General features: G+C 63.4%; 23 protein-coding genes. 15 read left to right on the top strand and 8 right to left on the bottom strand.

Annotated elements, in window-relative coordinates:
• Positions 1 to 2 precede the first annotated feature (2 nt).
• On the bottom strand, positions 3 to 815 hold the full coding sequence (locus XI06_RS37140) for an alpha/beta fold hydrolase (protein WP_271607574.1): 813 nt from the start codon (positions 813 to 815) through the stop codon (positions 3 to 5).
• 3 nt (positions 816 to 818) lie between these two features.
• Positions 819 to 1,637: an alpha/beta fold hydrolase gene (locus XI06_RS37135; RefSeq protein ID WP_271607573.1), complete on the bottom strand. Its 819-nt coding sequence runs from the start codon at positions 1,635 to 1,637 to the stop codon at positions 819 to 821.
• Between the two features lie 138 nt (positions 1,638 to 1,775).
• Between XI06_RS37135 and XI06_RS37130 the strand changes: the two genes are divergently transcribed.
• Positions 1,776 to 2,318, top strand: a complete 543-nt coding sequence (locus tag XI06_RS37130; RefSeq protein WP_271607572.1) for a methylated-DNA--[protein]-cysteine S-methyltransferase — start codon at positions 1,776 to 1,778, stop codon at positions 2,316 to 2,318.
• Positions 2,319 to 2,321: 3 nt separating this feature from the next.
• Here the strand turns inward: XI06_RS37130 and XI06_RS37125 are convergent, their stop codons facing one another.
• Entirely contained in the window at positions 2,322 to 3,866 is a 1,545-nt protein-coding gene (locus tag XI06_RS37125; protein ID WP_271607571.1) for an acyl-CoA synthetase, read from the bottom strand.
• Between the two features lie 101 nt (positions 3,867 to 3,967).
• Positions 3,968 to 5,140 (bottom strand): acetyl-CoA C-acetyltransferase, encoded by a 1,173-nt coding sequence (locus tag XI06_RS37120; protein WP_237866590.1) that lies wholly within the window; start codon positions 5,138 to 5,140, stop codon positions 3,968 to 3,970.
• A gap of 207 nt (positions 5,141 to 5,347) precedes the next feature.
• On the opposite strand from XI06_RS37120, the gene XI06_RS37115 reads away from it, so the two are divergent.
• From XI06_RS37115 to XI06_RS37080, 8 genes are all read left to right on the top strand, one after another.
• Positions 5,348 to 5,950, top strand: coding sequence for a TetR family transcriptional regulator (locus XI06_RS37115; RefSeq protein ID WP_271607570.1), 603 nt, complete (start codon positions 5,348 to 5,350; stop codon positions 5,948 to 5,950).
• A gap of 59 nt (positions 5,951 to 6,009) precedes the next feature.
• A complete protein-coding gene (locus tag XI06_RS37110; RefSeq protein WP_128968562.1) occupies positions 6,010 to 6,768 on the top strand; it encodes an SDR family NAD(P)-dependent oxidoreductase in 759 nt (252 codons plus the stop codon).
• A gap of 231 nt (positions 6,769 to 6,999) precedes the next feature.
• The gene (locus XI06_RS37105; RefSeq protein WP_271607569.1) at positions 7,000 to 7,806 is read left to right on the top strand and encodes an enoyl-CoA hydratase/isomerase family protein; all 807 of its coding nucleotides are present in this window, start codon (positions 7,000 to 7,002) and stop codon (positions 7,804 to 7,806) included.
• Positions 7,807 to 7,850: 44 nt separating this feature from the next.
• A complete protein-coding gene (locus XI06_RS37100) occupies positions 7,851 to 9,722 on the top strand; it encodes an AMP-binding protein (protein ID WP_271607568.1) in 1,872 nt (623 codons plus the stop codon).
• Positions 9,723 to 9,876: 154 nt separating this feature from the next.
• A complete protein-coding gene (locus XI06_RS37095) occupies positions 9,877 to 11,004 on the top strand; it encodes an acyl-CoA dehydrogenase family protein (RefSeq protein WP_271607567.1) in 1,128 nt (375 codons plus the stop codon).
• Positions 11,005 to 11,019: 15 nt separating this feature from the next.
• Entirely contained in the window at positions 11,020 to 12,264 is a 1,245-nt protein-coding gene (locus XI06_RS37090) for an acyl-CoA dehydrogenase (RefSeq protein ID WP_237866599.1), read from the top strand.
• A 9-nt stretch (positions 12,265 to 12,273) separates the two neighbouring features.
• Positions 12,274 to 13,518, top strand: coding sequence for an acyl-CoA dehydrogenase (locus tag XI06_RS37085; RefSeq protein ID WP_237866601.1), 1,245 nt, complete (start codon positions 12,274 to 12,276; stop codon positions 13,516 to 13,518).
• Between the two features lie 163 nt (positions 13,519 to 13,681).
• Positions 13,682 to 14,380, top strand: coding sequence for a nitroreductase (locus XI06_RS37080; RefSeq protein WP_237866602.1), 699 nt, complete (start codon positions 13,682 to 13,684; stop codon positions 14,378 to 14,380).
• 86 nt (positions 14,381 to 14,466) lie between these two features.
• Here the strand turns inward: XI06_RS37080 and XI06_RS37075 are convergent, their stop codons facing one another.
• Positions 14,467 to 15,015: a sigma-70 family RNA polymerase sigma factor gene (locus XI06_RS37075; RefSeq protein ID WP_128954138.1), complete on the bottom strand. Its 549-nt coding sequence runs from the start codon at positions 15,013 to 15,015 to the stop codon at positions 14,467 to 14,469.
• The gene (locus XI06_RS37070) at positions 15,015 to 15,248 is read right to left on the bottom strand and encodes a NepR family anti-sigma factor (RefSeq protein WP_194478017.1); all 234 of its coding nucleotides are present in this window, start codon (positions 15,246 to 15,248) and stop codon (positions 15,015 to 15,017) included. Before XI06_RS37070 ends, XI06_RS37075 begins: the two co-directional genes overlap by 1 nt.
• Before the next feature lie 222 nt (positions 15,249 to 15,470).
• Here XI06_RS37070 and XI06_RS37065 point away from each other — a divergent pair, with 222 nt between their 5' ends.
• The 4 genes from XI06_RS37065 to htpG all read left to right on the top strand — a co-directional run bounded on the left by XI06_RS37065 (position 15,471) and on the right by htpG (position 19,718).
• Entirely contained in the window at positions 15,471 to 16,277 is an 807-nt protein-coding gene (locus tag XI06_RS37065; RefSeq protein WP_177243503.1) for a response regulator, read from the top strand.
• A 131-nt stretch (positions 16,278 to 16,408) separates the two neighbouring features.
• On the top strand, positions 16,409 to 17,008 hold the full coding sequence (locus tag XI06_RS37060; protein ID WP_271607566.1) for a nuclear transport factor 2 family protein: 600 nt from the start codon (positions 16,409 to 16,411) through the stop codon (positions 17,006 to 17,008).
• Between the two features lie 278 nt (positions 17,009 to 17,286).
• Complete coding sequence (locus tag XI06_RS37055; protein WP_237866604.1) at positions 17,287 to 17,718, top strand: hypothetical protein; 432 nt, start codon at positions 17,287 to 17,289, stop codon at positions 17,716 to 17,718.
• Positions 17,719 to 17,843: 125 nt separating this feature from the next.
• Complete coding sequence (gene htpG, locus XI06_RS37050) at positions 17,844 to 19,718, top strand: molecular chaperone HtpG (protein ID WP_271607565.1); 1,875 nt, start codon at positions 17,844 to 17,846, stop codon at positions 19,716 to 19,718.
• A 150-nt stretch (positions 19,719 to 19,868) separates the two neighbouring features.
• On the opposite strand, the gene XI06_RS37045 is transcribed toward htpG, so the two are convergent.
• Complete coding sequence (locus XI06_RS37045; protein ID WP_237866606.1) at positions 19,869 to 23,003, bottom strand: efflux RND transporter permease subunit; 3,135 nt, start codon at positions 23,001 to 23,003, stop codon at positions 19,869 to 19,871.
• 389 nt (positions 23,004 to 23,392) lie between these two features.
• Here XI06_RS37045 and XI06_RS37040 point away from each other — a divergent pair, with 389 nt between their 5' ends.
• On the top strand, positions 23,393 to 23,665 hold the full coding sequence (locus tag XI06_RS37040; RefSeq protein WP_237866660.1) for a DUF3551 domain-containing protein: 273 nt from the start codon (positions 23,393 to 23,395) through the stop codon (positions 23,663 to 23,665).
• 53 nt (positions 23,666 to 23,718) lie between these two features.
• On the opposite strand, the gene XI06_RS37035 is transcribed toward XI06_RS37040, so the two are convergent.
• The gene (locus XI06_RS37035; RefSeq protein WP_237866608.1) at positions 23,719 to 24,699 is read right to left on the bottom strand and encodes a Bug family tripartite tricarboxylate transporter substrate binding protein; all 981 of its coding nucleotides are present in this window, start codon (positions 24,697 to 24,699) and stop codon (positions 23,719 to 23,721) included.
• A gap of 209 nt (positions 24,700 to 24,908) precedes the next feature.
• Here XI06_RS37035 and XI06_RS37030 point away from each other — a divergent pair, with 209 nt between their 5' ends.
• A complete protein-coding gene (locus XI06_RS37030) occupies positions 24,909 to 26,723 on the top strand; it encodes a long-chain-acyl-CoA synthetase (RefSeq protein ID WP_271607564.1) in 1,815 nt (604 codons plus the stop codon).
• Positions 26,724 to 26,759 lie beyond the last annotated feature (36 nt).

The following is a 26,759-nucleotide window of genomic DNA, read 5'->3' as shown; positions in this document are numbered from 1 at the left end:
AGCTACTCCGTCAGGAACCGGCTCACCGCCTCGCCAAACTCCAGCGGCGCCTGCTCGAACATCCAGTGTCCAGCATTGGGAATCACCGCCGTCTTGCTACCGGCGATGTGCGCGGCCAGCACGCGCCACATCACCGACAGGCTGCCGGTGGTGGCGCCGCCGCCGATCAGCAGCGTTGGCGTCTTGATTGCCTGAGCATCCGCGAGCGTGTAAGGCCGCCGCTGCTCATTGATCTGGCCGAGGAAGGTCAGCGTGTTGTCGCGCAATTGCTGCTTGGCCGTCGCCGGCACGCGCCGCCACGAGCCGTCGCCCTCGATGCCTTCATAGAAATTTTGCAGCGTGCCTTCGATGTCGCCGGCGCGGATCATCTCGACCGAGCGTATCGTCTTCGCCGCGAGCGGTGGGTAGGCAGGCGTGCCTTCCGGCACTGGCAGGCTGGCGTCGAGATCGCCGCCGGGCTCGGCCAGCACAAGTTTTCGCAACAGCTCAGGCCGCGCCTGCGCGACGCGGAAGGCGATGTGCCCGCCGCGCGAATGGCCCATCAGGTCGACCGGTCCGGGTTCGACCTGTTCGATGAAGGCGATCACGTCAGAGACGTGCTGCGCCATCTTGTAGTCATCGCCGACGGCGTCCCAATGTTCAGGGAAGAAATGCCGCAGGCTGACCGCGATCACGCGATGATTCGCCGACAGCGGGCCAAGCACCGAATACCAGGTGCGGAAATCCCCGAGCGTGCCGTGCACGCAGACCAGCGGATGGCCCTCGCCGACTTCGAGATAGGCCATGTCGTAACCGTTGACGCGGAAGCTCTGCATGATTTAGCTCGCAAGAAAGTCGAGGACGACTTCGGAATATTTCTGCGGCGCCTGCTCGAACATCGGATGCGTCGCGTTCGGGATGATCGCCGTCCTGGAATAGGGTACGTGTGCCGCGAGCGCGTGCAGCACTTTCGGCAGCAGGCCCTTGGTCCGCGCGCCCAGGATGAACAGCGTCGGCATCAGAATCGCCTCCGCATCCGCTTTGGAGAAAGGCGGGCGGTTGTCGCGGACCTGGCCGATCAGCGTGTACGCGTTGTCGCGCAAATTCTGCTTCACCATCGCCGGCAGCCGCGGCCAGGTGCCGGCGCCTTCCAGGGTGTCGACGAACACGGCGAGACCGCCATCGACATCGCCGGATGCGATCTTCTCGGCCGAAGCCGTGAAGCGCGCCAGCAGCGGCGACGGGCCGCCAGCATAGTCGGGATCAAGGCTCGCATCGAGCTCGCCGCCGGGCTCGGCAAGAACGAGCCGCCGCAGCAGATCAGGCCGCTGCTGCGCCACGCGGAAGCTGATGTGGCCGCCGCGGGAGTGGCCCATCAGATCGACCGGGCCGAGGTCGAGCTTCTCAATGAAGGCGATGACGTCACTAACATGCTGGGCGATCGAATAGGTATCGCCGACGCCATTCCACTTGGCCGGAAAGAAGTGCCTCAGGCTGGGGACGATCATCCGGTGCCGCTGCGTCAGCGGCCCGAGCACGCAGCCCCAGACGCGGAAGTCGGAGAGCGAGCCATGCACGCAGACCAGCGGCGGCCTGTCTCTGTCCTCGCCCACGTCGAGATAGGGCATGTCGTATCCGAGGACGTGGAGGCTTTGCATTCTCGGCTCGCGGAAAGGTGTGCGGAACTCCTGTGCAAGATTCCCGGAAACCGGGTGGATCGCAACTATTTCCAAGCCTAGATTTGAACCGAGATCACATTGGGGGCATGCGAGAGGACGCAAGCCAGGAACCAAGCCATGACCGACCAGCATTTCGCCCTGTTCGACACCAGAATCGGCCTCTGCGCCATCGCCTGGGGCCCGCGCGGCATCAACGGCACGCAGCTTCCGATGGGCGGCGAGCAGAAGATCCGCACCCGGATCAGCCAGCGCCATGCCGACGCCACCGAGGCGGAGCCGACTCCCGAGGTGCAGCACGCGATCGACCGCATGACCAAACTGCTCGCGGGCGAACGCGACGACCTCACCGATATCGAGCTCGATCTCGACGGCGTTCCCGAGTTCAACCGCGGCGTCTACGAGATCGCCCGCGCCATCCCGCCCGGCAAGACCATCACCTATGGCGACATCGCCAAGCAGCTCGGTGGCGTCCAGTTGTCGCGCGACGTCGGCCAGGCGCTCGGCCGCAACCCCTGTCCGATCGTCGTGCCCTGCCACCGTGTGCTCGCTGCCAGCAACAAGCCCGGCGGCTTTTCGGCGAATGGCGGCGTGGTGACGAAGCTGAAGATGCTCGAGATCGAAGGCGCGCTGGTGAACCACACGCCGAGTTTGTTTGATTGAGCCTTAAATCTTCGCCGCGGTTTTCGGCCAGTACTTGTCGCGCAGATGCCGCTTCACCAGCTTGCCCGTCGGCGTGCGCGGCAGCTCGGCTTCGAAATCAATCGAGCGCGGGCATTTGATGGCGGAGAGGCGGGCCTTGCAGTAGGCGATCAGCTCGGCCTCGAGCTGCTTGCCGGCGCTCTTCATGTCGTGCGGCTGCACCACCGCCTTGACCTCTTCGCCCATCTCCTCGTTCGGCACGCCGAACACGGCGACGTCGGCGATTTCGGGGTGCGTGATCAGCACGTCCTCGGTTTCTTGCGGGTAAATGTTCACCCCGCCCGAGATGATCATGTAGGACTTGCGGTCGGTGAGGAACAGGAAGCCGTCCTTGTCGAGATAGCCGACGTCGCCGAGCGTCGACCATCCCTTGGCGTTGTAGGCCTTCTTCGTCTTCTCGGGGTCGTTGTGATAGGTGAAGGCTGGCGCGTCGGCGAAATAGACCGTGCCGATCTCCCCAACTGGCTGCTCCTCGTCGTTCTCGTCCAGAATCTTGATCTTGCCCACCACGGCACGGCCGACGCTGCCGCGATGCTCCAGCCATTGCTGCGAGTTGCAGACGGTGACGCCGTTGCCTTCCGAGCCAGCATAATACTCGATCAGGATTGGCCCCCACCATTCGATCATCTTGGCCTTCACGTCGACCGGGCAGGGGGCGGCGGCGTGGATTGCGCCCTTCAGCGTCGAGACATCGTATTTGGCGCGGACCTCGTCCGGCAGCTTCAGCATGCGCACGAACATGGTCGGTACCAGCTGGGATTGGGTGACCTTGTACTTCTCGACGAGCTTTAAGAATTCCTCAGCGTCGAAATGCTCCATGATGATGGAGGTGCCGCCCAGCACGATCGCCATCATGTTGAAGCGCAGAGGAGCCGCATGATAGAGCGGTGCCGGCGACAGATATGTGCTCTCGGCATTCATGCCGCACATGTCGGCGCAGAGCACGCGCAGGAATGCGTTCGGCACGTCAATCTTGTTGCCTTCGAACGCTTTCTTGATGCCCTTGGGTCGGCCGGTCGTGCCCGACGAATACAGCATGTCGTAACCTGCGACCTCGTCCGCGATCGGCGTGGTCGGTTGCGCCGCTGCCTCTTCGTCGTAGGAGCGGAAGCCGGGCAGGGGCTCGTCGACCATGTAGAAGATCGGCTCGCCTGGCTTGCCCTTGACTAAATCCTTGATCTGCTCAGCGCATTTTGGCGTGGTGATCACGACCTTGGCGCCGCAATCGCCGATGATGTAGTCGATCTCGTCCTGCTTCAGGTAGCGGCTGATCGCGGTGTAATAGAGCCCGCTGCGTTGCGCGGCCCAGCAGATCTCCATGAAGGCGAGGCGGTTCTCCATCAACAGCGCGATGTGGTCGCCGGCTTTCAAGCCGAGCGAGCGGAACAGCTGCGCGCCCTGGTTCGAGAGCTCGTCGAGTTCGCGATAGGTGATCGCCTTGCCGGTCCCGGCCATCTGGTAGGCGATCTTGTCAGGCGTGCTCTTCGCGTAGATGGACGGATGCGTCATGGCGTTTCCTCAAAAAAAGAGGCGAGCGGTGAATGGCGATAGGGGCGGAAGCCACTCCCCATCACCAGTCACCACTCGCCATTTGTTCTTCGCTTTTCTTCTTACAGTCGTTCGACGATCGTCACGTTGGCCATTCCGCCGCCTTCGCACATGGTCTGGAGACCATAGCGCTTGCCGCGCTGGTGCAGCGCGTGGACCAGCGTCGTCATCAGCTTGGTGCCGGAGCCGCCGAGTGGATGACCGAGTGCGATGGCGCCGCCATTGACGTTGAGGCGCGCTGGATCGGCACCGGTGGTCTTCAGCCAGCCCGTCGGCACCGAGGCGAAGGCCTCGTTGACTTCGAACAGGTCGATGTCGTCGACCTTCATGCCGGCCTTTTCCAGCGCCTTCTTGGTGGCGTGCAGCGGCGCATCGAGCATGATGACGGGATCGCCGCCGGTCATGGTCAAGTGGTGGATGCGTGCGAGCGGCTTCACACCGAGCTGCTTGAGGCCGCGCTCGTTGACGACCATGACGCCCGAGGCGCCGTCGCAGATCTGGCTGGCGCTGGCGGCAGTCAGCTTGCCGTTCTCGGCGATCAGCTTGACGCCCTTGATGCCTTCGAGCGTGGCGTCGAAGCGGATGCCTTCGTCGATGTGGTGGGTGTCCTTGGAGCCGTCGGCTCTGACAATCTCGAGCGGAACGATCTCCTTCTTGAAGTGACCCGCCTGGGTGGCCGCAATCGCGCGCTGATGGCTCTGGAACGAATATTCGTCGAGGTCATCCTTCGACAGCCCATACTTCTCGGCCATCATCTCGGCGCCGGTGAACTGGCTGAATACGATGTTCGGATATCTCGCCTCGATGCCAGGGCTCTTGTAATTGCCAAAGCCGTTCTTGGCAGGCAGCTGCGAGGACAGGCCCATCGGCACGCGCGTCATGGATTCCACGCCGGCCGCGATCACCACGTCCATGGTGCCGGACATCACGGCCTGTGCTGCAAAGTGCAACGCCTGCTGCGAGGAACCGCACTGGCGGTCGATCGAGGTGCCCGGCACGCTCTCCGGCAGCTTCGAGGCCATGATCGCGTTGCGCGCGACGTTGTTGGACTGCTCGCCGACCTGCATCACGCAGCCCATGATCACGTCCTCGACCAGCGCGGGATCGACCTTGGTGCGATCGACCAGTTCGTCCAGCACCTTGGCAGCGAGATCGGCCGGATGCCAGCCGGCGAGGCGGCCCCCCTTGCGCCCACCCGCGGTACGCGCAGCGGCGACGATATAAGCCTCGGCCATTTCGGTCTCTCCCATGATTGTTCTGAATTGGGTTTTCGGGGTTTTAAGGGCCGGGATATCGTTTAGTCAATCGATCAATTAACTCTTGTGGGGAGGCGCTGCTTGGGCTTATCTGCGGCCCGCTTGAGGCGACGAGGACAAGGGATCTCCGTGACTACCAGCGTACCGAGCAGGCTCCCTAGCGGAAGAAATTCCACGGCAGAGAAATTGCTCGTGGCCGCCAGCGAACTGATGATCGAACGCTCCTCGATCGAGATCTCGCTCTCCGACATTGCCCAGAAGTCAGGCGCCAACGCAGCGCTGGTCAAATATCATTTCGGCAACAAGGACGGCCTGCTGCTGGCGCTGCTCGCGCGCGATGCCGCGACCGAAATGTCCAATCTCGAATATCTGCTGGCGCAGCCGATTACAGCGACGGCAAAACTGAAGCTGCACATCGCCGGCATCATCCGCGCATATCATCGGTTCCCTTACATGAACCGGCTGATCCATTATCTGCTGCACGAGAGCGTCGCCGGCTCCGCCGATGAAGTCTCGAAATTCTTCGTCGCGCCGCTGCTCGACTTTCATCGCCGCCTGCTCGACGAAGGCGTCAGCCGCGGTGAATTCCAACAGACCGATCCGGTGTTGTTCTACACCAGCCTGATCGGCGCTTGCGATCATCTGTTCTTCGGCCGGCACGCGATGTCTCGCGCGACCGGCGTCGGCCCGGTCACCGACGAAGTCTGCCGGCAATACATCAAGCACATGGAAACGCTGATCTGCGGTGGCATCCTCACGCAACCCGAGGAAGCTGCTGCCGCCGGATAATCCGGCCAGGACTCATAAGTAAGTCTAGAGAAGAAACGCCCAAGGAAAGGTAGCCTGTCATGGAATTGAAAGACGTAGCCGTTCTCATCACCGGTGGTGGCTCGGGTCTCGGCGAAGCGACCGCGCGCGCCATGGCGGCCAAGGGCGCGAAGATCGGCGTGATCGACCAGAACAAGGAGAACGCCGAGAAGGTCGCCGCGGAAGTGAAGGGCATCGCGCTTCATGCCGACGTCACCAGCGAGGAGCAGATCAAGGCTGCGATCGCCAAGGCGGAAGCCGCGCATGGCGTTGCTCGCGTGCTGATGAACTGCGCCGGCATCGGCGGTTCGCAGCGCATCGTCGGCCGCGATGGCGTCTACCCGCTCGAAAAGTTCGCGCGTATCATCAACGTCAATCTGATCGGCACGTTCAACTGCCTGCGACTGTTCGCCGAGCGCCTCGTCACGATCGAGCCTGTTGGTGAGGAGCGCGGCGTCATCATCAACACCGCGTCGGTGGCCGCCTATGAAGGCCAGATCGGCCAGATCGCCTATTCGGCCTCGAAGGGCGGCGTTGTCGGTTTGACCTTGCCTGCCGCACGCGATCTCGCGAGCCAGAAGATTCGCGTCAACACCATCGCGCCCGGCTTATTCTTCACGCCGCTGCTGATGGGTCTCAATGAGGAGGCGCGCAAGAGCCTGGGCGCTCAGGTGCCGCATCCCTCGCGCCTTGGCGATGCCAAGGAGTACGGCGCACTCGCCGTGCACATCGTCGAGAACGCGATGCTCAACGGCGAGACCATCCGCCTCGATGGCGCCATCCGCATGGCTCCGCGGTAGGCTCTTCCCTTCTCTCCTTGTGGGAGAAGGTGGCATAGGCGGCCTCCGGCCGCCGTCCTTAGTAGGACGCCGATGCTTTGCATCGGCTATAGCGCCGGATGAGAGGTTCTCTCCACGGAGACAGACCCCTCACCCAAGCGAGTATGTGGCTAGCGAAGTACATGCCCTCTCCCACAAGGGGAGAGGGCGCAGCAATCGGCGCCGTGACTCGCGGCTAGCACGAGGCTTTCCATGTCCCAACCGCTGCTGATCGAGCATGACGACGGCGTCGACCGGGTGACGCTCAATCGGCCTGACAGTCTCAACGCGCTCGATCCTGCGCTGATCGATGCGCTCAACGTCTATTTCCAGGGACTCCAGCGCAACCGCGACACACGCGTCGTCGTGCTACGCGGTGCCGGCAAGAATTTTTGCGCCGGCCTCGATCTGAAGGCGGCGATGGCGCGCCGCGCCGGGCAGCAGGAGCCGCCTGGCGTCATGGAGTCGCTGGATTCGCAGCGACGCATCGCCGACATCGTGATGCTGATGCGCCGCTGTCCGCAGCCGATCCTGTCGCTGGTGCAGGGCGCGGCGGCCGGCGGCGGTTTTGCGCTGGCGCTGGCCTCCGACATTCGCATTGCGACGAAGTCGGCGCGGATGAACTGCGCCTTCATCAAGCTCGGCCTTGGCGGCTGCGACATCGGCACCAGCTATTTCCTGCCGCGGCTGGTCGGCGTGTCGGTGGCGTCGGAACTGATCCTCACGGGACGCTTCATCGGCGCGGAGCGGGCACTTGCGGTCGGGCTCGTCTCTGAGGTCGTGGACGAAGACAAGCTCGACGTGGCCGCCGAGCCTTACGTCGATGCGATGATCACGGCCTCGCCGGTGGGGCTGCGCCTGTCAAAGGAATGTCTTAACATGAGCGTCGATGCAGGATCGCTGGAAGCCGCGATCGCGATGGAGGACCGCAACCAGGTCCTGTGCAGCCGCTCCGAGGAATTTTCGGAAGGCATCAGGGCCTTCCTTGAGAAGCGAAAGCCTGTCTATATCAAGCGCTGAACAACGAATATCCGCAAAGGACAAGAAATTCCGGGAGACGCAAAATGAGTGGAAGCGCGGCGGCGGTGATGTCAAAGCCCGCCTTTCGCAGGGTCGAGTGGCTCGCGCGCGACATCGATGTCGAGCGCCGCGCTGATGGCACGGTGGTGCTGAAGTCGCGCATTCCGCTGCAGGCTTACGAAAAGCATCTTCCGGCTTCGCTGGCGAAATGGGCCAGGGAAGCGCCCGAGCGCATCTGGCTCGCGCAGCGCGGCGGCCCGAACCGCGAATGGCGAAAAGTCTCGTATGGCGAAGCCAAGCGCACGGTCGATGCGCTGACGCAGGCGCTGCTGAATCTCAAACTCGACGGACGCCCGGTCGCGATCCTCTCCGGCAATTCGATCGAGCACGCGCTGATGACGCAGGCGGCGATGCAGGCACGCGTCCCGGCCGCCCCGGTGTCGCCGGCTTACTCCTTGATGAGCCATGATCACGTCAAGCTGAAGTATCTGTTTGACCTGATCAAGCCGGCTGTGGTGATGGTGCAGGACGGCCCGACCTTCAAAAAGGCGCTGAAAGCGCTCGATCTCACCGGCGTCACTGTCGTGCACGTCTCCCGGCCCTGTGAGGGCGTCAAGAGCGTCAGCTTTGCCGACCTTGCGGCAACACCTGTGACGAAGGATGTCGAGGAGTCGATCGCGAAGATCACGCCCGACACCGTCGGCAAGTTGCTGTTCACGTCGGGCTCGACCGGCATGCCCAAGGCCGTCATCAATACGCAAGAGATGATGTGCGCCAATGCCGCGATGATGATGCAGGTGCGGCCGCGCATCCCGGGCGGTCCGCTGCCGGTGGTGCTGGACTGGATGCCGTGGAATCACACCATGGGCGGCAATGCCGCGTTCCATCCGGTGCTGGTCGATGGCGGCACGCTCTATATCGACGACGGCCGGCCGATGCCGGGACAGCTCGAGGAGACGATCAGGAATCTCCGCGAGATCTCGCCGACTTATTATGCCAACGTGCCGGCCGGCTATGCTGCGCTGGCGGCGGCGATGGAAAAGGACGACGCGCTGTGCCGCTCCTTCTTCAAGAACCTTTCGATCATGGCCTATGGCGGTGCGCGGCTGCCCGACGATCTCTACGATCGCATGCAGGCGCTTGCGGTCAAGACCACCGGTGAGCGCATCGTGTTCTACACTGGCTGGGGTTCGACCGAGACCGCGCCGACTTCGACCGGCACCTATTGGGACACCGAACGCGTCGGCCTGATCGGCCTGCCGTTCCCCGGCGTCGAGCTGAAGATGGTGCCGTGCGGCTCGAAATACGAGTTGCGGCTGCGCGGCGTCAACGTCACGCCCGGCTATTTCGGCCAGCCCGATCTCACCAAGAAGATGTTCGACGAAGAAGGCTTTTACTGCATCGGCGACGCCGGCATTTTCGTCGACGACAACGATCCGGTGAAGGGCATCATCTTTGCGGGTCGGGTCGTCGAGGACTTCAAGCTCACCACCGGCACGTTCGTTCATGTCGGCTCGCTCCGCACCGACGCGATCGCGGCGGCGACGCCGGTCGTGCATGACGCGCTGGTTGCAGGGCAGGATCGCGCTTTCATCGGGCTCCTTGCCTGGCCGAACCTGCATGCATGCCGCCAGCTCGTCGGCAATCCCGATCTCAGCTTCGAGGATGCGGTGAAGCATCCCGAGGTGATTGCGTGCTTCAATCGCGGCCTCCAGGCCCACAACAAGGAATGCGAGGGCGCCAGCAGCCGTATCATCGCGCGCGCGATGCTGATGGTCGAGCCGCCTTCGATCGACGGCAACGAGCTCACCGACAAGGGCTATATCAACCAGCGCGCCGGCCTCGAGCGCCGCGCGGCGCTGGTCGAGCGGCTCTATGCGGACAAACCGGATCAGGATGTGATCGTGCTGCGATGAAGCACTTCTCTCTCCACTCGTCATTCCGGGGCGCGCGCAGCACGAACCCGGAATCCATCGGGCCGCATAAAGGCGGTGAAATGGATTCCGGGCTCGCCGCTACGCGACGCCCCGGAATGACGGTCTCTAACAACAAATAAGAGGGCAGGCCGCCATGAACTTCGATTTCTCTGACGACCAGAAACAGCTCCGTGACCAGGCGCGCAAATTCCTCACAGAAAAATGCTCACCCAAAGCCGTGCGCGTCGTGCTCGACGGCAAGGCGCCTTACGACAAGGAACTCTGGAAGGGCCTTGCCGAGATGGGCTTCCTCGGCGTTGCAATCCCCGAGGAGCTCGGCGGTGCCGGCGCCGGCCATCTCGAGCTCTGCGTGATCGCGGAGGAGATGGGCCGCGCCAATGCACCGGTGCCGTTCTCCTCGACCGTTTATCTTGCCGCCGAAGCGTTGCTGATCGCCGGCAGTGACGTGCAAAAGAAGAAGTGGCTGCCAGCGATCGCTTCGGGCGAAGCGATCGGCACGCTGGCGCTGTTCGAGGGCAAGGGCAGTCCGGCGCCGAAGAACGTCAAGCTCACGGCTGCGAACGGCGTGCTCAACGGCGTCAAGAAGCCAGTGCCCGATGGCGCGATTGCTGACTTTGCTGTGGTTGCAGCGCGCACGGGATCGAGCGGGCGCGACGGTGACATCTCGCTGTTCCTCGTTGACCTCAAGGCAGGCGGCGTCGAGGTGAAAAGCCTCACCAATCTCGACCCGACCCGTGGTCAGGCCGAGATCACCTTCAAAGATGCCAAGGCTGAGCCGCTCGGTGTGGCCGGCGAGGGTTGGAGCATTTTAACCGAGGTGCTCGACCGCGCCGCGGTGCTGTGCGCCTTCGAGCAGGTCGGCGGCGCTGACCGCGCGTTGGAGATGGGCCGCGACTACGCGCTCGACCGTATCGCCTTCGGCCGCCAGATCGGCTCGTTCCAGGCGATCAAGCACATGCTCGCGGACATGTATGTCTCGGCGACGCTGGCGCGCTCCAACAGCTATTACGGCGCCTGGGCGCTCTCGACCAACGCGGCCGAACTGCCGGAAGCCGCTGCCGCCGCGCGCATCAGCGCGACGCAGGCGTTCCAGCACTGCGCCAAGAACAACATCCAGGTTCACGGCGGCATGGGTTTCACCTGGGAGTTCGACTGCCACATGTACTACCGTCGCGCCAACGCGATGGCACTCGGGCTCGGCAGCCTCACCTATTGGGAAGATCAACTGATCGATCGCATGCGCAAGAAGAACGCGGCTTAGGCGAAGGACACTGTCATGAACTTCGACGACACTCCGCAGGAAGCCGAATTCCGCGCCACCGCGCGGGCGTGGATCGGCGCCAACGCGCCGAAGCAATATGAGGAGGATCTGCGCAAATCCTCGCTCGGTCGTACCGTGCTCAGGAACGCTGACATTCTCGAGGTTGCAAAGGCCTGGCAGAAGAGGAAGGCCGATGCCGGCTGGGCCTGCCTGCACTGGCCAAAGGAATATGGCGGCCGCGGCTCATCGCCGATCGAGCGCGTGATCTGGCAGCAGGAGGAGGGGCCGTTCGGCCAGCTGTCCCGCATGTTCATCATCGGCCACGGCATGTGCGGGCCGACCATGATGGCGTTCGCACGCGAGGAGCATAAGCGCACCTACCTCCCGCCGCTCGCATCAGGCGAGAAGGTCTGGTGCCAGCTGTTCTCCGAACCGGCCGGCGGCTCCGATGTCGCTGGCCTGCGCACGCGCGCAGAGAAGGATGGCGACGACTGGGTCATCAACGGCCAGAAGATCTGGACGTCGGGCGCGCATTATTCCGACTACGGCATCTTGCTCACCCGCACCGATCCCACCGTGCCCAAGCACAAGGGTCTCACCATGTTCTTCCTGGACATGAAGAGCCCGGGCGTCGAAGTGCGGCCGATCAAGCAGGCGAGCGGTGCGTCCGACTTCAACGAAGTTTATTTCACCAATGTCCGCATCCCCGACCATCAGCGCCTCGGCGAGGTCGGTGACGGCTGGAACGTTTCGCTGACCACTCTGATGAACGAACGCAGTGCGATCGGTGCGGCCGTCTCGACCGGTTTCCCCGAACTGTTCGAATATTGCTCCAGCCTGATGCTCGATGACGGTCCGGCGATCGAGGATCGCGCGGTGCGCTCGAAGCTCGCCAACTGGGCGGTGAAGGCGAGCGGGCTGAAATACACCAGCATGCGCGCGATCTCCGCGCTGTCGAAGGGCGAGCGGCCTGGTCCGGAGAACTCGATCGGCAAGCTCGTGGCGGGCTCCATGATTCAGGACGTCGCGACCTACGCACTCGATCTGCAAGGTGCCGCCGGCGTCGTCAGCGGCGAGGATGCCGAGCTCGCCGGCCGCTTCCAGGCGATGCTGCTGCGTGCGCCGGGCACCCGCGTCGAAGGCGGCACCGACGAGATCATGCGGAACATCATCGCCGAGCGGGTGCTGGGCCTGCCCGGCGACATCAGGGTCGACAAGGACGTGCCGTTCAACAAGATCCCGACCAGGGGAAGAGGGTAGAGGTTCGCCATGAATTTCGACGATACCCCGCAGGAAGCCGCATTCCGCGAGACCGCGCGCAAATGGATCACCGCCAACGCGCCGAAGGAGTTCGAGCAGGAGCTGTCAAAATCCTCGCTCGGCCGCATCAGGCTTGCCAAGCACGACATGGTCGAGGTCGGCAAGGCCTGGCAGAAGAAGAAGGCCGAAGGCGGCTGGGCCTGCCTGCACTGGCCGAAGGAATATGGTGGTCGTGGCGCCACGCCGATCGAGCGCGTGATCTGGCAGCAGGAAGAGGGCGTCTACGGCAAGCTGACGCAGCCATTCCAGATCGGCGAGGGCATGTGCGGCCCGACCGTGATGGCTTGGGGCACCGAGGACGCCAAGCGCCGCTATTTGCCGAAGCTCGCCTCGGGCGAGGAGATCTGGTGTCAGCTGTTCTCCGAGCCGTCCGCCGGCTCTGATGTCGCGGGCCTGCGCACGCGCGCGGAGAAGAAGGGCGACGTCTGGGTTGTGGACGGCCAGAAGATCTGGACTTCCGGCGCGCATTACTCCGACTACGGTCTGTTGATCGCGCGCACCGATCCAAATGTGCCCAAGCACAAGGGCCTCACCATGTTCTTCCTGGACATGAAGAGCCCTGGTGTCGAGGTGCGGCCGATCAAGCAGGCCAACGGCATGCAGGAGTTCAACGAGGTCTATTTCACTGATGTCGTCATCCCGGACAGCCAGCGTCTCGGCGCGGTCGGCGAAGGCTGGAGCGTCTCGCTGACCACGCTGATGAACGAACGCATGTCGATCGGCGCGCGGCTCGCGACCGGCGTCCCTGAGATGTTCGAGTTTTGCTCGAACCTGACGCTGGAGGATGGTCTCGCCATCGACGATCCCGCTGTGCGCTCAAAGCTTGCGAGCTGGGCGGTGAAGTCGAGCGGGCTGAAATACACCAGCTACCGCGCGATCTCGGCGCTGTCGAAAGGCGAGCGGCCGGGACCGGAGAACTCCATCGGCAAACTGGTCTCGGGCATGATGCTCCAGGACATCGCGACCTACGCCATGGACCTCCAGGGCGCGGCCGGAGTGCTCACCGGCAGCGACGAGGAGACGGTGCACGGCCAGTTTCAGCAGATGCTGCTGTCCTCGCCCTCGATGCGGATTGCCGGCGGCACCGACGAGATCTTGCGCAACATCATCGCCGAGCGGGTACTGGGATTGCCGGGGGATATCCGCGTCGACAAGGATGTGCCTTACAACAAGATCCCGACCAAGGGGCGGTGACAACTTCAATCACGGAATCGTAGGGTGGGTTAGTTAGCGCAGCGTAACCCACCTCTTAGCTTCCGCAGAGGAGACAGAAGTGGTGGGTTACGCCGCGCGGTTTGCGCTTCGCGCAATCCGCGGGGTTAACCCACCCTACGAAGAAAGCGACGCGAGCTAGATCATGGACGCTAAAGTCAACCAAAACGACCGCATCGGCGTGCTCGAAGAGCTCCTCAACGAGCGTTACTCCGTGCGCGCCTTCCTGCCCAAGGAGGTCGATCGCGCCACTATCGAGCATGTGCTGACCACGGCGCAGCGGACCGCGTCCTGGTGCAACAGCCAGCCCTGGCAGGTCATCATCGCCAGCGGCGAGGCGAAAGAGCGCTTCCGCCAACTGATCTACAAGGAGGCCTCAGGCGGCCTTGGCGACGATTATGATTTCACGCCGCCGCGCGAATATGTCGGCGTCTATCTCGAGCGCCGCCGCGAGAGCGGCTTTCAGCTCTACAACACGCTCGGCATCCCGCGCGGCGACAAGATGGGTTACGCCAAGCAGGCGCTGGAGAATTACAATTTCTTTGGCGCGCCGCATGTCGCGATCATTCACACCAATGAGCCACTCGGCATCTATGGCGCGATCGACTGCGGTGCCTATGTTTCAAATTTCATGCTCGCCGCGCAAGCGCTCGGGCTCGGCACGATTCCGCAGGCCGCGCTGGCGCGCCATTCCGGCCTGATCCGCCGCCACTTCAACTTGCCCGACGACCGCCGTGTCGTCTGCGGCATCTCGTTCGGCTATGCCGATCATGCGCACAAGGTCAACAGTTACCGCACCTCGCGCGCATCAGTCGCTGACACAGTGACGTTCGTCGAGACATGACTCGAGCCGAGTTGGCTTGTTCACACGCGCGCAAAGACGGCCGCACAAACGGCCGCCTTCGCGAGCTGCCTTGATCAAATGACGCGCTATCCGCCGCTGCCGCCGATCACGGCGCGCACGGTCTCGTCGGGCCCGAAGTCCTCGGCGCCGTCGACATAGAGCAGCGCGGCGAGCTTCGAGCGCGCGCGGTTGACGCGGCTCTTGATGGTGCCGACGGCACAGCCGCAGATCGAGGCCGCATCCTCATAGGAGAAGCCAGAGGCTCCGACCAGGATCAGCGCCTCACGCTGATCTTGGGGAAGCTTCTCGAGCGCGGTGCGAAACTCTTCGAACTCGAGATGAGCGTTCTGCGAAGGCTGCGTCTTCAGCGTCTTGGCATAGTTGCCCTCGGCGTCCTCGACCTCACGCCGCCGCTTGCGATAGTCGGAGCGAAACAGATTGCGCAGGATCGTGAACAGCCACGCCGGCAGATTGGAGCCGGGCTGGAACGAGTCGATGTTGGCGAGCGCGCGGAGCAGCGTCTCCTGCACCAGATCGTCGGCGCGGTCGGCATTGCCGCTAAGCGATATGGCGAACGCGCGCAGGCTTGGCACGGCCGCCAGAATGTCGTCACGCAGGGAGTTTGTGAGAGGCATTAGTCCCTCCCATTGTTGTCGTTGGAGCCCCCAGCCCCATTCTCGTTTGGAGACCCACCTCCCGGCGCATCAAGCTTTTTGATGAGCTCCGCGAACCGGTCCGGAACCCCCTGCCGCACGACATCATCATACATCGCGCGCAGTTGATGCCCTATCCGGGATTGGATCTCCGGAGTGAGGCCTCCCTTGCCGGGGGTCGTGCTTTTGCTGGCTTGAGACTTGAGATCTTTCATGACCTGTTCCACGTTTCCCCGGGTTAAGTGACTGCAAAATAGAGAAGTTTTCTCAACCGGGAGCCGTTCCCTGGACGAGTTCAATTCAGGGTTCGACAAAAAGTTCCCAGCCAAAGGGAACTTTTCTTATCCTGAGGCGTAATCAGCCCCAGCAGGGGAACCCGGGCCTCCCCTCATGTTGCCTGGTTCCTCAAGGTTGGCCCGATGATGAATGGAGTGGGGATGTCCCGTTCACAGCTCGTTGCTGAACACTTGCCGTTGTTGCGCCGGTATGCGCGCGCCCTGACAGGCAGCCAGGCCTCCGGCGACGCCTATGTCGCAGCCATGTTGGAAGCCATGCTGGGAGATCCGTCGGTGCTCGACGAAAGCCATGGGCCGCGGGCCGGCCTGTTCCGGCTGTTTACCCAGATCTGGAATTCGGTTTCGGTCAATGACGATTCCGAGGTGGCGACACTGCCGATGCCGCCGGAACGCCGGCTGTCCAATATCACGCCGCTGCCGCGCCAAGCCTTCCTGCTACTCTCGCTCGAGGGCTTTTCGGAAGAGGAAGTCGCTTTCGTCCTCGGCACCGACGTTGCCGAGACGCGCCGGCTGGCTGACGCCGCCGGCCGCGAGATGGCGGCGGAGATCGCAACCGACGTGCTGATCATCGAGGACGAGACCTTCATCGCCATGGACCTCGAGAGCCTGGTGAAGAATCTCGGCCACAATGTCGTCGGCGTCGCGCGCACCCATGCCGATGCCGTGGCGCTGGCCAAGAACAAGCGGCCGGGCCTCATCCTCGCCGATATCCAGCTCGCCGACGGCTCCTCGGGCCTCGATGCGGTAAACGAGCTGCTGCGCACCTTCGAGGTGCCTGTCGTGTTCATCACCGCCTATCCCGAGCGCTTCCTCACCGGCGAACGCCCCGAGCCGGCCTTCCTGATCTCAAAACCGTTCCAGCCCGCGATGGTGTCGGCGGTGGCGAGCCAGGCGCTGTTCTTCCAGCGCAACTCGCGCAACCGGGCGCCGAAGGCCCCGGCGGCGTAGCGCGACCAGCCATCTGGCGATGACGATTCGATCCGGCGTGCCGCGAGGCACGCCGGATTTTTCGTGCCCGCTTGACTGGTATTGAATTCGCCGCCCATACCTCGTGCATCTCGACAATCGGAGACGTATCCATGGACCAGCAACTGCTCGACCGCCTCGCCATCCGCGACCTCGTCGAGAACTGGGCGGTGTGGCGCGATGCCGGCGACTGGGAGCGCTTTGCCACCGTCTGGCACGAGGAAGGCTGGATGTCCGCCACCTGGTTTCAGGGGCCGGCGCGGGAGTTCATGCGGGTCAGCCAGGAAGGCTTTGCCAAGGGCGTGCGCATTCTGCATTTCCTTGGCGGCAGCAGCATCGACCTTTCGCGCGAGCGTGCCATTGCGCAAACCAAGATGACGATTTCGCAGCGGGCCCTGGTGCACGACGTGCTCTGCGACGTCGTCTGCACCGGCCGCTTCTACGATTTCCTGGAGAAGCGAAAGGATCAGTGGGGCATCGTCCGCCGCCAGCCGATCTACGAGAAGGACCGGATCGATCCGGTCGATCCGGCAGCAGAGCTTCGCCTCGACCAGCAAGCGCTCGCCGCGCTGCCCGAAGGCTACCGCCACCTCGCCTACATGCAGGAGCTGATCGGCTACAAGGTCAAGCGCGACATGCCGGGCCTGATCGGCCCCGAGGTCGAGAAGCTCTATGGCGAGGGACGGGACTGGCTGGCGGGGAAGGCCAAATAGTCTGCAAGCAAGGTGAGCCCCAGACAAAAGTAAGGCGCGACTGGCATCACCACAGTCGCGCCCTACGTCGCCGGCTTATGGGGCAGGGGGGAATAGCCGGCTGTTGAGACGACTCCCAGCCAAGAGAGTCGTTCCCAGTGGTCGCAAAATTTTTTAAGCGGCTTTTGTGCGCTCTGGCGTGAATTTGGCACACGGTTAAGTGATCTTAACTTCTGGGAAACTCCGGTCCTCCCCTCGCGTTGTTCCCGCGATCGCCATGGGGCGAGGGACCGATAGTCATGCCACAGATTCAAAAGGTAATTTTTGGTGCCGTCGCGCTTATAGCGACGCTGGGCGCCGTTCAGGTCGGCGCCGTGCAACTGGCTTCCGGCCAGGATCTGGCCGAGCGCTGGGAAGCGCTGGCCGACCAGCCGGGCCAAACCTCAGGTCGCAACCTCGCAACTCATAACGTCAACCGCGCCGGTAAGTCCGACCGCCTCGCCGACCTGAAGCCGGCGGCGGTTCCGACTCGTACCGTCTCGATGCGGTTGAACGACCTTGCCGATACGTCCGTGCTGCTGCGGGTCCCCGCGGTCACCGAGACCGGCAACGCCAAGCCGGCGTCGTTGCTTCTGACGCCGGGCCGCAAGCCCACGATCGCCTGCGAGCCGATGGTCAGCTCCCTGACCGAGGTCGCCAAGCTGCTGCAGCCTGGCCGCTGCGTGACCTGATCCGCATCGGCCCTCCGCGCAAAAACGTCCTCCCGTCGGGAGGGCGGCTTTGCACGCGCACTTGATCCGCCGTCCCATCGCGTTATATCCCGGCTTTCTCCATTTCTGATTGACCGGGTAAACGCATGACGACGTCCGATACGGCCACGCATACGCAGCCTTTCCAGGCTGAGGTTTCCGAGCTCCTGCACCTGATGGTGCATTCCGTCTATTCGGAGACCGACATTTTCCTGCGCGAGCTGGTCTCCAACGCCTCGGATGCCTGCGACAAGCTGCGCTATGAGGCGATTGCTAGTCCCGCCCTGCTGGGCGAGGGCGACGCGCTCAAGATCCGCATTATCCCGAGCAAGGCGTCCGCAACGCTGACCATTGCCGATAACGGCATCGGCATGGAGCGGCAGGAGCTGATCGACCATCTCGGCACCATCGCCCGCTCCGGCACCAAGGCCTTCGTGTCGAAGCTGAAGGAGGCCAAGGACGGGCTTGGCCTGATCGGCCAGTTCGGCGTCGGCTTCTATTCCGCCTTCATGGTCGCCGAGAAGATCGTGGTGATAAGCCGCCGCGCCGGCGAAAGCGACGTCTGGAGCTGGACATCGTCAGGCGGCTCCGGCTTCGAGATCGCGCGCGCCAGTGACGAGGAGGCGGCCCGCGTGGCGCGCGGCACCGAGATCGTCCTGCACCTGAAGGATGACGCCAAGAAATATCTCGAAACATACGAGATCGAGCGCATCGTCAGCGCCTACTCCGACAATATCCTGTTCCCGATCGAGCTCGTGCCGGAAGAGGGCGAGCCGCGCCAGATCAATTCGGCAAGCGCGCTGTGGCAGCGCTCGAAATCCGAGCTTTCGCCTGAGGACTACAAGAAGGCCTATCAGCAGATCGCGTCCGCCTTTGACGACCCCGCGATGACGCTGCACTACCGTGCGGAGGGGCGATACTCCTACGCCGTGCTGCTGTTTGCGCCCTCGACCAAGCCGTTCGACCTGTTCGAGCCGAACCGCAAAGGCCGCGTCAAGCTCTATGTCCGGCGCGTCTTCATCACCGATGATGCCGACCTGTTGCCCGGCTATCTCCGCTTCATCCGCGGCGTCGTCGACAGCGAGGATCTTCCGCTCAACATCTCGCGCGAGATGCTGCAGAACAATCCGCAGCTGGCGCAGATCCGCAAAGCGGTGGCGACCCGCGTCGTCAATGAGCTCGAAAGCCTCGCCGAAAAGGACGCGGAGAATTTCGCAAAGATCTGGGATGCCTTCGGCGCGGTGCTGAAAGAGGGCGTCTACGAGGATTTCGAGCGCCGCGAGAAGCTGCTGGCGCTGTCGCGCTTCACCACCACGACCGGTGAGAAGCGCGCGCTCAAGGACGTCGTGGCCGATTTCAAGCCGAACCAGACCGAGATCTATTATCTCGTCGGCGACAGCATCGAGCGGCTGAAGTCCAGCCCGCGGCTGGAAGCCGCGACCGCGCGCGGCATCGAGGTGCTGCTGTTGTCTGATCCGGTCGACGCCTTCTGGACCTCGATGCCGACGGAGTTCGAGGGCAAGCCGCTGAAGTCGCTGAGCCAGGGCGAGCTCAATCTCGACCTGATCCCGCGCGTCGACGACAAGGACGAGGCAAAGAAGGAGGAGCCTGCCGCGGACGAGGCCGCCACCATCGCAGTGATCAAGGCGGCGCTCGGCGAGCGCGTCAGCGACGTCAAGGCCTCGACCCGCCTCACCAGCTCCGCCTCCTGCCTCGTCGCCGACAGCCAGGGTCCGAGCCGCGAGCTCGAGCGCATCCTGGCGCAGCAGAACCGCGGCATGCGGACCAAGCCGATCCTGGAGATCAATCTGCGTCACCCCATGGTGACGGCGATCACCAGGGCCCAGGCCGGCTCGACGACGGTCGACGATCTCAGCCTGCTCCTGCTCGAACAAGCGCAGATCCTGGATGGCGAACTGCCGGAAGATCCGGCCGCGTTTGCTGCAAGGCTGAACCGGCTGGTGTTGCAGGGGCTGGGCTGAGGCCCATCTCCCCCCGCCGTCATTGCGAGGAGCTTGCGACAAATTGCGTGGCAAGTTTGCGTTGATGCGACGAAGCCATCCAGAGATGTTTCCACGGAGGCAGTCCTGGATCCCTTCGCTCGCAATCACGGGGGCCGAGGGGTGCGTTAGTTACTCTGCCGCGTCCTCCTGCTCTTCCAGCTCGACCTCCGCCTCCGGTTTCTTCTCCATCCAGCGTGACAGGGTGTTGGAGAAGCGGTCGAGGTAGAGATAGACGACGGGCGTCGTGAACAAGGTCAGTGCCTGGCTGACGATGAGGCCCCCGACCATGGCGTAGCCGAGCGGCTGGCGGATTTCCGCGCCCGTCCCGGTGCCGAGCATCAGGGGCACGCCGCCGAGCAAGGCCGCCATCGTGGTCATCATGATCGGCCGGAAGCGCAGCAGCGCGGCCTGGCGGATCGATTGCTCCGGCGTCAGGTGCTGCTCGCGCTCGGCAGCGATGGCGAAGTCAACCATCATGATGCCGTTCTTCTTGACGATGCCGATCAGGAGGATGACGCCTATCAAGGCGATCAGGCTGAAGTCGAAGCCTGCGATCATCAGAATCGCGATTGCGCCGACGCCGGCCGACGGGAGTGTGGACAGGATGGTCAGCGGATGGATGTAGCTCTCGTAGAGGACGCCGAGCACCAGGTAGACGACGACGAGCGCGGCGAGGATCAGCATCGGTACGGTGCCGAGCGACTGCTGGAACGCCTGCGCAGTCCCCTGGAAGCTCATTGACAGCGTTGGCGGCGCGCCCATCTCGCTGACCGCGCGCATCACGGCCGCGGTCGCCTGTCCGAGCGCAACGTCCTCGGCCAGGTTGAAGCTGATCGTCACTGCCGGAAACTGGCTCTGATGCGCGATCGCGAGCGGACGCACCGGGTCGTTGTTCCAGCGGCAGATGACCGAGAGCGGGACTTCGTCGCCTGTCAACGGCGACTTGATGTAGAGCTTGTCGAGCGTGTCGAGCTTGCCTTGCAGCGCGGGGGTGATCTCGAGCACCACGTGATAGCTATTGGTCTGCGTGAAATATTGGGCCACCTGGCGTTGGCCGAACGCGTCGTAGAGCGTGTCGTCGATCAGCTGCGGCTGGATGCCATAGCGTGCGGCGGTGTCCCGGTTGATCGTCAGCTGCAGCGTCGTGCCTTCGGTCTGCTGGTCAGTGGCGACGTCACGAAGTTCCGGCAGGCTTCTCATCTCCCCTAGGATTTTTGGCGCCCACGTATTCAGCTCGGTAAGATTGGCGTCCTGGAGCGTGAATTCGAACTGGGTGCGGGTGGCGCGGCCGCCGAGCCGGACGTCCTGCGAGGCCTGCATATAGAGGCGGGCGCCCTCGACCTTGGCGAGCTTTGGCCGCAGCCGCGCAATGATTTGCTGCGCATTGGCGTCGCGCTCCCCGATCGGCTTCAGCGTGACGTACATGCGTCCCGAATTCAGCGCCGTGCCGCCTCCGCCGATGAACATCGCGATGGAATCGACGGCTGGGTCTGCCTGCACGATGGCATTGAGTTCCTCCTGACGCCGCTTCATCTCGGTGAAGGAGACATCCTGGGACATTTCCGACACCGCAGTGAGGAAGCCATTGTCCTGCTGCGGGAAGAAGCCCTTCGGGATCAGGATGAACAGCAGGGCCGACAGCGCGACGGTGCCGAAGAAAACACAGAGCGTGATGAGGCTGTGCCGCAGCGCGAGGTCGAGCCCGCGCTCATAGGCGCCGAGCAGGCGCTCGAACAGCCGCTCGCTCCATTGGTAGAAGCGGCCGGCGCGGGCCTCGTGATCGGAGCGCAGAAAGCGCGAAGCCATCATTGGTGTCAGCGTCAACGAAACCATGAGCGAGACGAAGATCGCCATCGACAGCGTCACCGCAAATTCGCGGAACAGCCGGCCGATGATGCCGCCCATCAGCAGCAGGGGGATCAGTACGGCGACCAGCGAGATGCTGATGGAGACGATGGTGAAGCCGATCTCGGCCGCGCCCTTGTAAGCGGCGGTCACCGGGTTCTCGCCCCGCTCGACATAGCGCGTGATGTTCTCCAGCATCACGATGGCGTCGTCGACCACGAAGCCGACCGCGATGGTCAGCGCCATCAGCGACAGATTGTCCAGCGAGTAGCCGAACACCCAAATCAAGGAGCAGGCACCGAGCAGGGCCAATGGCACGGTGATGCTCGGGATGATCGTAGCCCAGAAGCTTCGCAGGAACACGAAGATCACCATCACCACCAGCATGATGGTGATCATCAGCGTGATCTGTACGTCGTCGACCGCGGCGCGGATGGTGATGGTGCGGTCGCTGATGATTTTGATCTTGATCGCCGGCGGGATCGCCGCGATCAGCCGCGGCAACTTCTCCTTGATGCGGTTCACCGTGTCGATGACGTTGGCCCCCGGCTGCTTGAAGATCACCAGGAAGACGCCGCGCTTGCCGTCGGCCCAGGCCGCGGTCTTCATGTCCTCGGGCCCCGATACCGCTTCGCCGATATCGCGAATCCGCAAAGGCGCGCCGTTGCGATAGGCGACGATGACGTCCTGCCACTGGCTGGCTTCGAGCAGTTGGTCGTTGGCATAGACGGTATAGGCGCGCCGCGTGCCGTCGATGTTGCCCTTCGGGCTGTCCGTGGTGGCGATCGCGATCTGGTTGCGCACGTCCTCCAGCGACAGTCCCTTGGCGACCAGCTTGGCCGGATCGACCTGGATGCGCACGGAAGGCTTCTGCTGCCCGCCGACGAACACCTGGGCGACGCCGGGAATCTGGCTGATCTGCTGTGCGAGCTGAGCGTCAGTGCGATCGCTGACGGTGGTGAGCGGAAGTGTCTCTGATGTCGCCGACAGGATCATGATCGGCGAGTCCGCCGGATTGACCTTGCGATAGGTCGGAGGTGAGGGCAGGTTCTTCGGCAATTGGCCGCTCGCCGCGTTGATCGCAGCCTGCACGTCGTTGGCCGCGGCATCGATCAGGCGATTGAGATCGAACTGGATGGTGATCGATGCCGAGCCGAGCGAACTCGTCGAGGTCATCTGCGTGATGCCGGGGATTTGCGCGAGCTGCCGCTCAAGCGGCTGCGCCACGGACGAGGCCATGGTTTCGGGACTGCCGCCGGGAAGCGAGGCGGAGACCTGAATGGTCGGAAAGTCGACCTGCGGCAGTGGTGCAACCGGCAGCAGAGGGTAGGCCACGAGGCCCACGAACAGGATGCCCGCCATCAGTAGCGAGGTGCCGATCGGATAGCGGATGAACGGAGACGAGAAGCTCTCTTGCATGCCCTGACACCATCGACTGGTCAGCGCATCTTCTCGCGCAAAGCGGAGCCGCGCCCGAGAGAGCTCATGCGCGAATGTGCGTTTCCTTCAGCCCATATGTTTGTTGATTGCCCTGGAACATCATCGGTCCGGGGCCGGCGTTGTCAGGCACGAGACTAGTCCCTTCGAGGGAGCTTGCGAACGGAATCCTGCGCAGGGCGCTTGCGACCTTTGTCGAACAGGCTCCCTTAGATATGCACTTTCTGCAGGCCAATGGGTAACTTGCCTGCCCTTTCGCAATTGCGTCAAAAGCGGAAGAGGTATGTTGCGAAACGGTCGCTACCGTCGTCGGATTGTGGGATATGAACCGGCACGACGCCCGCCGTTGCCGCCGATTCGAGGAATTTCCGATGCGCACCCTGCTCCTCACCATCATCGCGATCGCCACGTTGCAAGTTGCGACGCCTGCCAGCGCCCAGCGCTACGACCCCCGCTATCCGGTATGTATGCACGTTTACACTGGAGGCCCTACCGGCGGCGGCTCTGACTGGTTCGATTGCTCTTTCACATCGCTGGAGCAGTGCCGCGCCACGGCGTCCGGTCTTGCCGCATCCTGCGACGTCAATCCGTATTATACGACGATCACGCCGCCATCGCGCCCGTACCACAGGCGGCACGGTTAGAATCGAGCGGTCACCCGTCCGGGTGATCGATCCGCCTTGCGCGCGGAGCCGCGCTATTCCTTCTTGATCCCCGACAGCGACACCACCTTGCGCCATCGCTCGGTCTCGGCGACGAGCATGCCGCCGAACTCGCCGGCATTGCCATGCAGCGGGATCGCGCCGAGTTCGGCGATGCGGCCCTTGATTCCGGTGTCCGATAACGCCGTGTCGATCTCGCGATTGAGCAGATCGACGATCTCGCGGGGCGTGTCATAGGGCGCGCCGACGCCGTAGAACGAGGATGTCTCATAGCCGGGCAGCGTGTCCGCGATCGGCGCCACGTCGGGCAGGATGTCCGAACGCTCGCGCGTGGTGACGCCGAGCGCGCGCAGCTTGCCCGCACGTACCAGCTCGAAGGACGAGGTGACGTTGTCGAACATGCCCTGGATCTGGCCACTCATCACATCGGTCAGGCCCGGCGCGGAGCCACGGTACGGAACGTGCGCGAACTGCACGCCGGCGATCGACTTGAACAGCTCGCCGGAGAGATGCAGCGAGGTGCCGATGCCGGAGGATGCAATCGACATCTTGCCGGGATTGGCCTTGGCGTAGGCGATGAAGTCGGCGACGCTCTTCACCGGCAAGTCATTGTTGACGACCAGCACCAGCGGAATGCGCGCGACGCCGGCAACCGGTGCGATGCCCTTGGCGAAGTCATAGGGCAGGGTCGGGTCGAACGAGGCGTTGATCGCGTTCGCCGTCGAGGTCAGCAGCAGCGTGTATCCGTCCGGTGCGGAGGTGATCACGGCCTGCGTTCCGATATTGCTGCCGGCGCCGGGCTTGTTCTCGACGATGAATGTCTGGCCGAGCCGGTCGGACAGCCGCTGACAGATCAGCCGGGAGAGCATGTCGGTGGCCCCGCCGGGTGCGTAAGGCACCACCCATTTCACGCTGCGTGAAGGATAGGAGGGGTTGCCGACGGCAAAGGCGCGCGGCGCCGCGAGCGCAGCTGCGGCGCAGGTCGTGCCCTGTAGCAAATGTCGCCTGGTGATCATCGTGGCCTCCAGCTCATCGCGCGCGCAGCGCGTCCGAATGACTGGACTTGCTATCGCAAGAATTGCGCCAGGCCGCACGCCGATCCCGTCGGCTTGGTAAAGGATGATCGCAGTTAATCGAGAGCTAACCGAGTTTTACCTTGTCTCTTAACACCTGCGCAGGGCGTGCGGGCTAAGCTTGAGGGAACAAGCGGATACCGCCCGAAAGAATGAACAGCATGACCACTGGCGTCATCGAACAAGCCAAGGCCGCACGCGCGCCTTCGGCCTCAAAGATCTGGCTGAAGGCGATCGAGCTGACCGCGCGGATCGAGACGTTGCCCGGCCGCCTGTTCGCCGATGTCGTCGACGACTGGGCGCGGCGCCAGCCTGACCACGTTGCACTGGTGACGGACGATGCCGAGCTCGACTATGACGGTCTGTCGAAACGCATCAATCGCTATGCGCGCTGGGCGCGCTCGGTTGGCGTCGTCAAGGGCGACACAATCGGCCTGATCATGCCAAATGGCATCGACTACGTCGCAGCCTGGCTCGGCATCAGCCGCGTTGGCGGCGTGGTGGCGCTGCTGAACACCAAGCTTGTCGGTCAGTCACTCGCGCATTGCATCGATGTGGCCAAGCCCTCGCATCTCATCGTCGCGCACGAACTGACGGAGACGCTGGCCAGCGCAATTCCGCATCTGAAGACCGAGGCGAAAATCTGGAGCCATGGCGATGCCCGCAGCGAGCGCGCGATCGATGTCGCGCTGGCCGCGCTCGATGACGGGGTGCTGTCGCCTGACGAGCACGGCGACGTCACCATCGATGACCGCGCGCTGCTGATCTACACGTCGGGCACGACAGGCCTGCCGAAGGCTGCCAGCATCAGCCACCGCCGCATCCTGAACTGGGGATTCTGGTTCGCCGGCCTCACGGGCGCAACGCCGCAGGATCGGCTGTATGACTGCCTGCCGCTGTTCCATTCGGTCGGTGGCATCGTCGCGCCGTGCAGCATGCTGGCCGCCGGCGGCTCGGTGGCGATCGCGGAGAAGTTTTCGGCATCGAATTTCTGGCCCGACATCGCCAGGCACGATTGCACGCTGTTTCAATATATCGGCGAACTCTGCCGCTATCTGCTCAAGGCGCCCCCGTCGGAATACGAGAACCGCCATCGGCTGCGGCTGATCTGCGGCAACGGCCTGCGCGGCGATATCTGGGAGGATTTCCAGAGCCGCTTCGCGATTCCGCGAATCCTCGAATTTTATGCCGCGACCGAAGGCAATTTCTCGCTGTTCAACGTCGAGGGACAGCCGGGCGCAATCGGCCGCATCCCGCCGCTGCTTGCGCATCGCTTTCCGGCAAGTCTCGTCAAGCTCGACCCCGACAGCGGCGTGCCGTTGCGCAACAACGAGGGATTCTGCGTCGCCTGCGCCCGCGGCGAGGCCGGCGAGGCGATTGGCCGCATTGGCAAGGCCGAGGAGGGGGGCGGCCGTTTCGAGGGCTACACTGACGCGGGCGAAACCGAGAAGAAGATTTTGCGCGACGTCTTCACCAAGGGCGATGCCTGGTTCCGCACCGGCGATCTGATGCGGCTCGACGACAAGGGCTTTTTCCATTTCGTCGATCGAATCGGCGACACCTTCCGCTGGAAGGGCGAGAACGTCGCGACCTCGGAGGTCAATGACGCCGTGCGCGATTTCACCGGCGTGATCGATGCCATGACCTATGGCGTCAATATTCCCGGCGCCGATGGTCGTGCCGGCATGAGCGCGATCGTGGTTAACGAGGGTTTTGACATCGAAGCGCTGCCGGCTTATCTCGCCCGGCGCCTGCCGGCCTATGCCCGCCCGGTCTTTATCCGCATCTCGCGCGAGCTCGATGCGACCGAGACCTTCAAGCAGAAGAAGGGCGACCTCGCGCGCGAGGGGTTTGACCCAGCCGCGATCGCCGAACCGCTGTTCATGCTGGAGCCGAAATCCGGCGCATATATCGCGCTCGATTCATGTGCTTTTGCGCAGATCGTGGACGGGACGATCAGGCTCTAGCCGCAGCAAAATCGGCAGATAGGTCCAATTTTATCT

Source organism: Bradyrhizobium sp. CCBAU 11434 (assembly GCF_028128895.1).
GTDB lineage: Bacteria > Pseudomonadota > Alphaproteobacteria > Rhizobiales > Xanthobacteraceae > Bradyrhizobium > Bradyrhizobium zhengyangense.
This window is presented reverse-complemented; position numbering and strand designations above follow the sequence as displayed.

Bases quoted from the DNA above. Each gene is read 5' to 3' on its own strand.
- XI06_RS37140 (WP_271607574.1), bottom strand. From the start codon at position 815: ATGCAGAGCTTCCGCGTCAACGGTTACGACATGGCCTATCTCGAAGTC.
- XI06_RS37135 (WP_271607573.1), bottom strand. From the start codon at position 1,637: ATGCAAAGCCTCCACGTCCTCGGATACGACATGCCCTATCTCGACGTG.
- XI06_RS37130 (WP_271607572.1), top strand. From the start codon at position 1,776: ATGACCGACCAGCATTTCGCCCTGTTCGACACCAGAATCGGCCTCTGC.
- XI06_RS37125 (WP_271607571.1), bottom strand. From the start codon at position 3,866: ATGACGCATCCGTCCATCTACGCGAAGAGCACGCCTGACAAGATCGCC.
- XI06_RS37120 (WP_237866590.1), bottom strand. From the start codon at position 5,140: ATGGCCGAGGCTTATATCGTCGCCGCTGCGCGTACCGCGGGTGGGCGC.
- XI06_RS37110 (WP_128968562.1), top strand. From the start codon at position 6,010: ATGGAATTGAAAGACGTAGCCGTTCTCATCACCGGTGGTGGCTCGGGT.
- XI06_RS37105 (WP_271607569.1), top strand. From the start codon at position 7,000: ATGTCCCAACCGCTGCTGATCGAGCATGACGACGGCGTCGACCGGGTG.
- XI06_RS37100 (WP_271607568.1), top strand. From the start codon at position 7,851: ATGAGTGGAAGCGCGGCGGCGGTGATGTCAAAGCCCGCCTTTCGCAGG.
- XI06_RS37095 (WP_271607567.1), top strand. From the start codon at position 9,877: ATGAACTTCGATTTCTCTGACGACCAGAAACAGCTCCGTGACCAGGCG.
- XI06_RS37090 (WP_237866599.1), top strand. From the start codon at position 11,020: ATGAACTTCGACGACACTCCGCAGGAAGCCGAATTCCGCGCCACCGCG.
- XI06_RS37085 (WP_237866601.1), top strand. From the start codon at position 12,274: ATGAATTTCGACGATACCCCGCAGGAAGCCGCATTCCGCGAGACCGCG.
- XI06_RS37080 (WP_237866602.1), top strand. From the start codon at position 13,682: ATGGACGCTAAAGTCAACCAAAACGACCGCATCGGCGTGCTCGAAGAG.
- XI06_RS37075 (WP_128954138.1), bottom strand. From the start codon at position 15,015: ATGCCTCTCACAAACTCCCTGCGTGACGACATTCTGGCGGCCGTGCCA.
- XI06_RS37070 (WP_194478017.1), bottom strand. From the start codon at position 15,248: ATGAAAGATCTCAAGTCTCAAGCCAGCAAAAGCACGACCCCCGGCAAG.
- XI06_RS37065 (WP_177243503.1), top strand. From the start codon at position 15,471: ATGTCCCGTTCACAGCTCGTTGCTGAACACTTGCCGTTGTTGCGCCGG.
- XI06_RS37060 (WP_271607566.1), top strand. From the start codon at position 16,409: ATGGACCAGCAACTGCTCGACCGCCTCGCCATCCGCGACCTCGTCGAG.
- XI06_RS37055 (WP_237866604.1), top strand. From the start codon at position 17,287: ATGCCACAGATTCAAAAGGTAATTTTTGGTGCCGTCGCGCTTATAGCG.
- htpG (WP_271607565.1), top strand. From the start codon at position 17,844: ATGACGACGTCCGATACGGCCACGCATACGCAGCCTTTCCAGGCTGAG.
- XI06_RS37045 (WP_237866606.1), bottom strand. From the start codon at position 23,003: ATGCAAGAGAGCTTCTCGTCTCCGTTCATCCGCTATCCGATCGGCACC.
- XI06_RS37040 (WP_237866660.1), top strand. From the start codon at position 23,393: ATGCGCACCCTGCTCCTCACCATCATCGCGATCGCCACGTTGCAAGTT.
- XI06_RS37035 (WP_237866608.1), bottom strand. From the start codon at position 24,699: ATGATCACCAGGCGACATTTGCTACAGGGCACGACCTGCGCCGCAGCT.
- XI06_RS37030 (WP_271607564.1), top strand. From the start codon at position 24,909: ATGAACAGCATGACCACTGGCGTCATCGAACAAGCCAAGGCCGCACGC.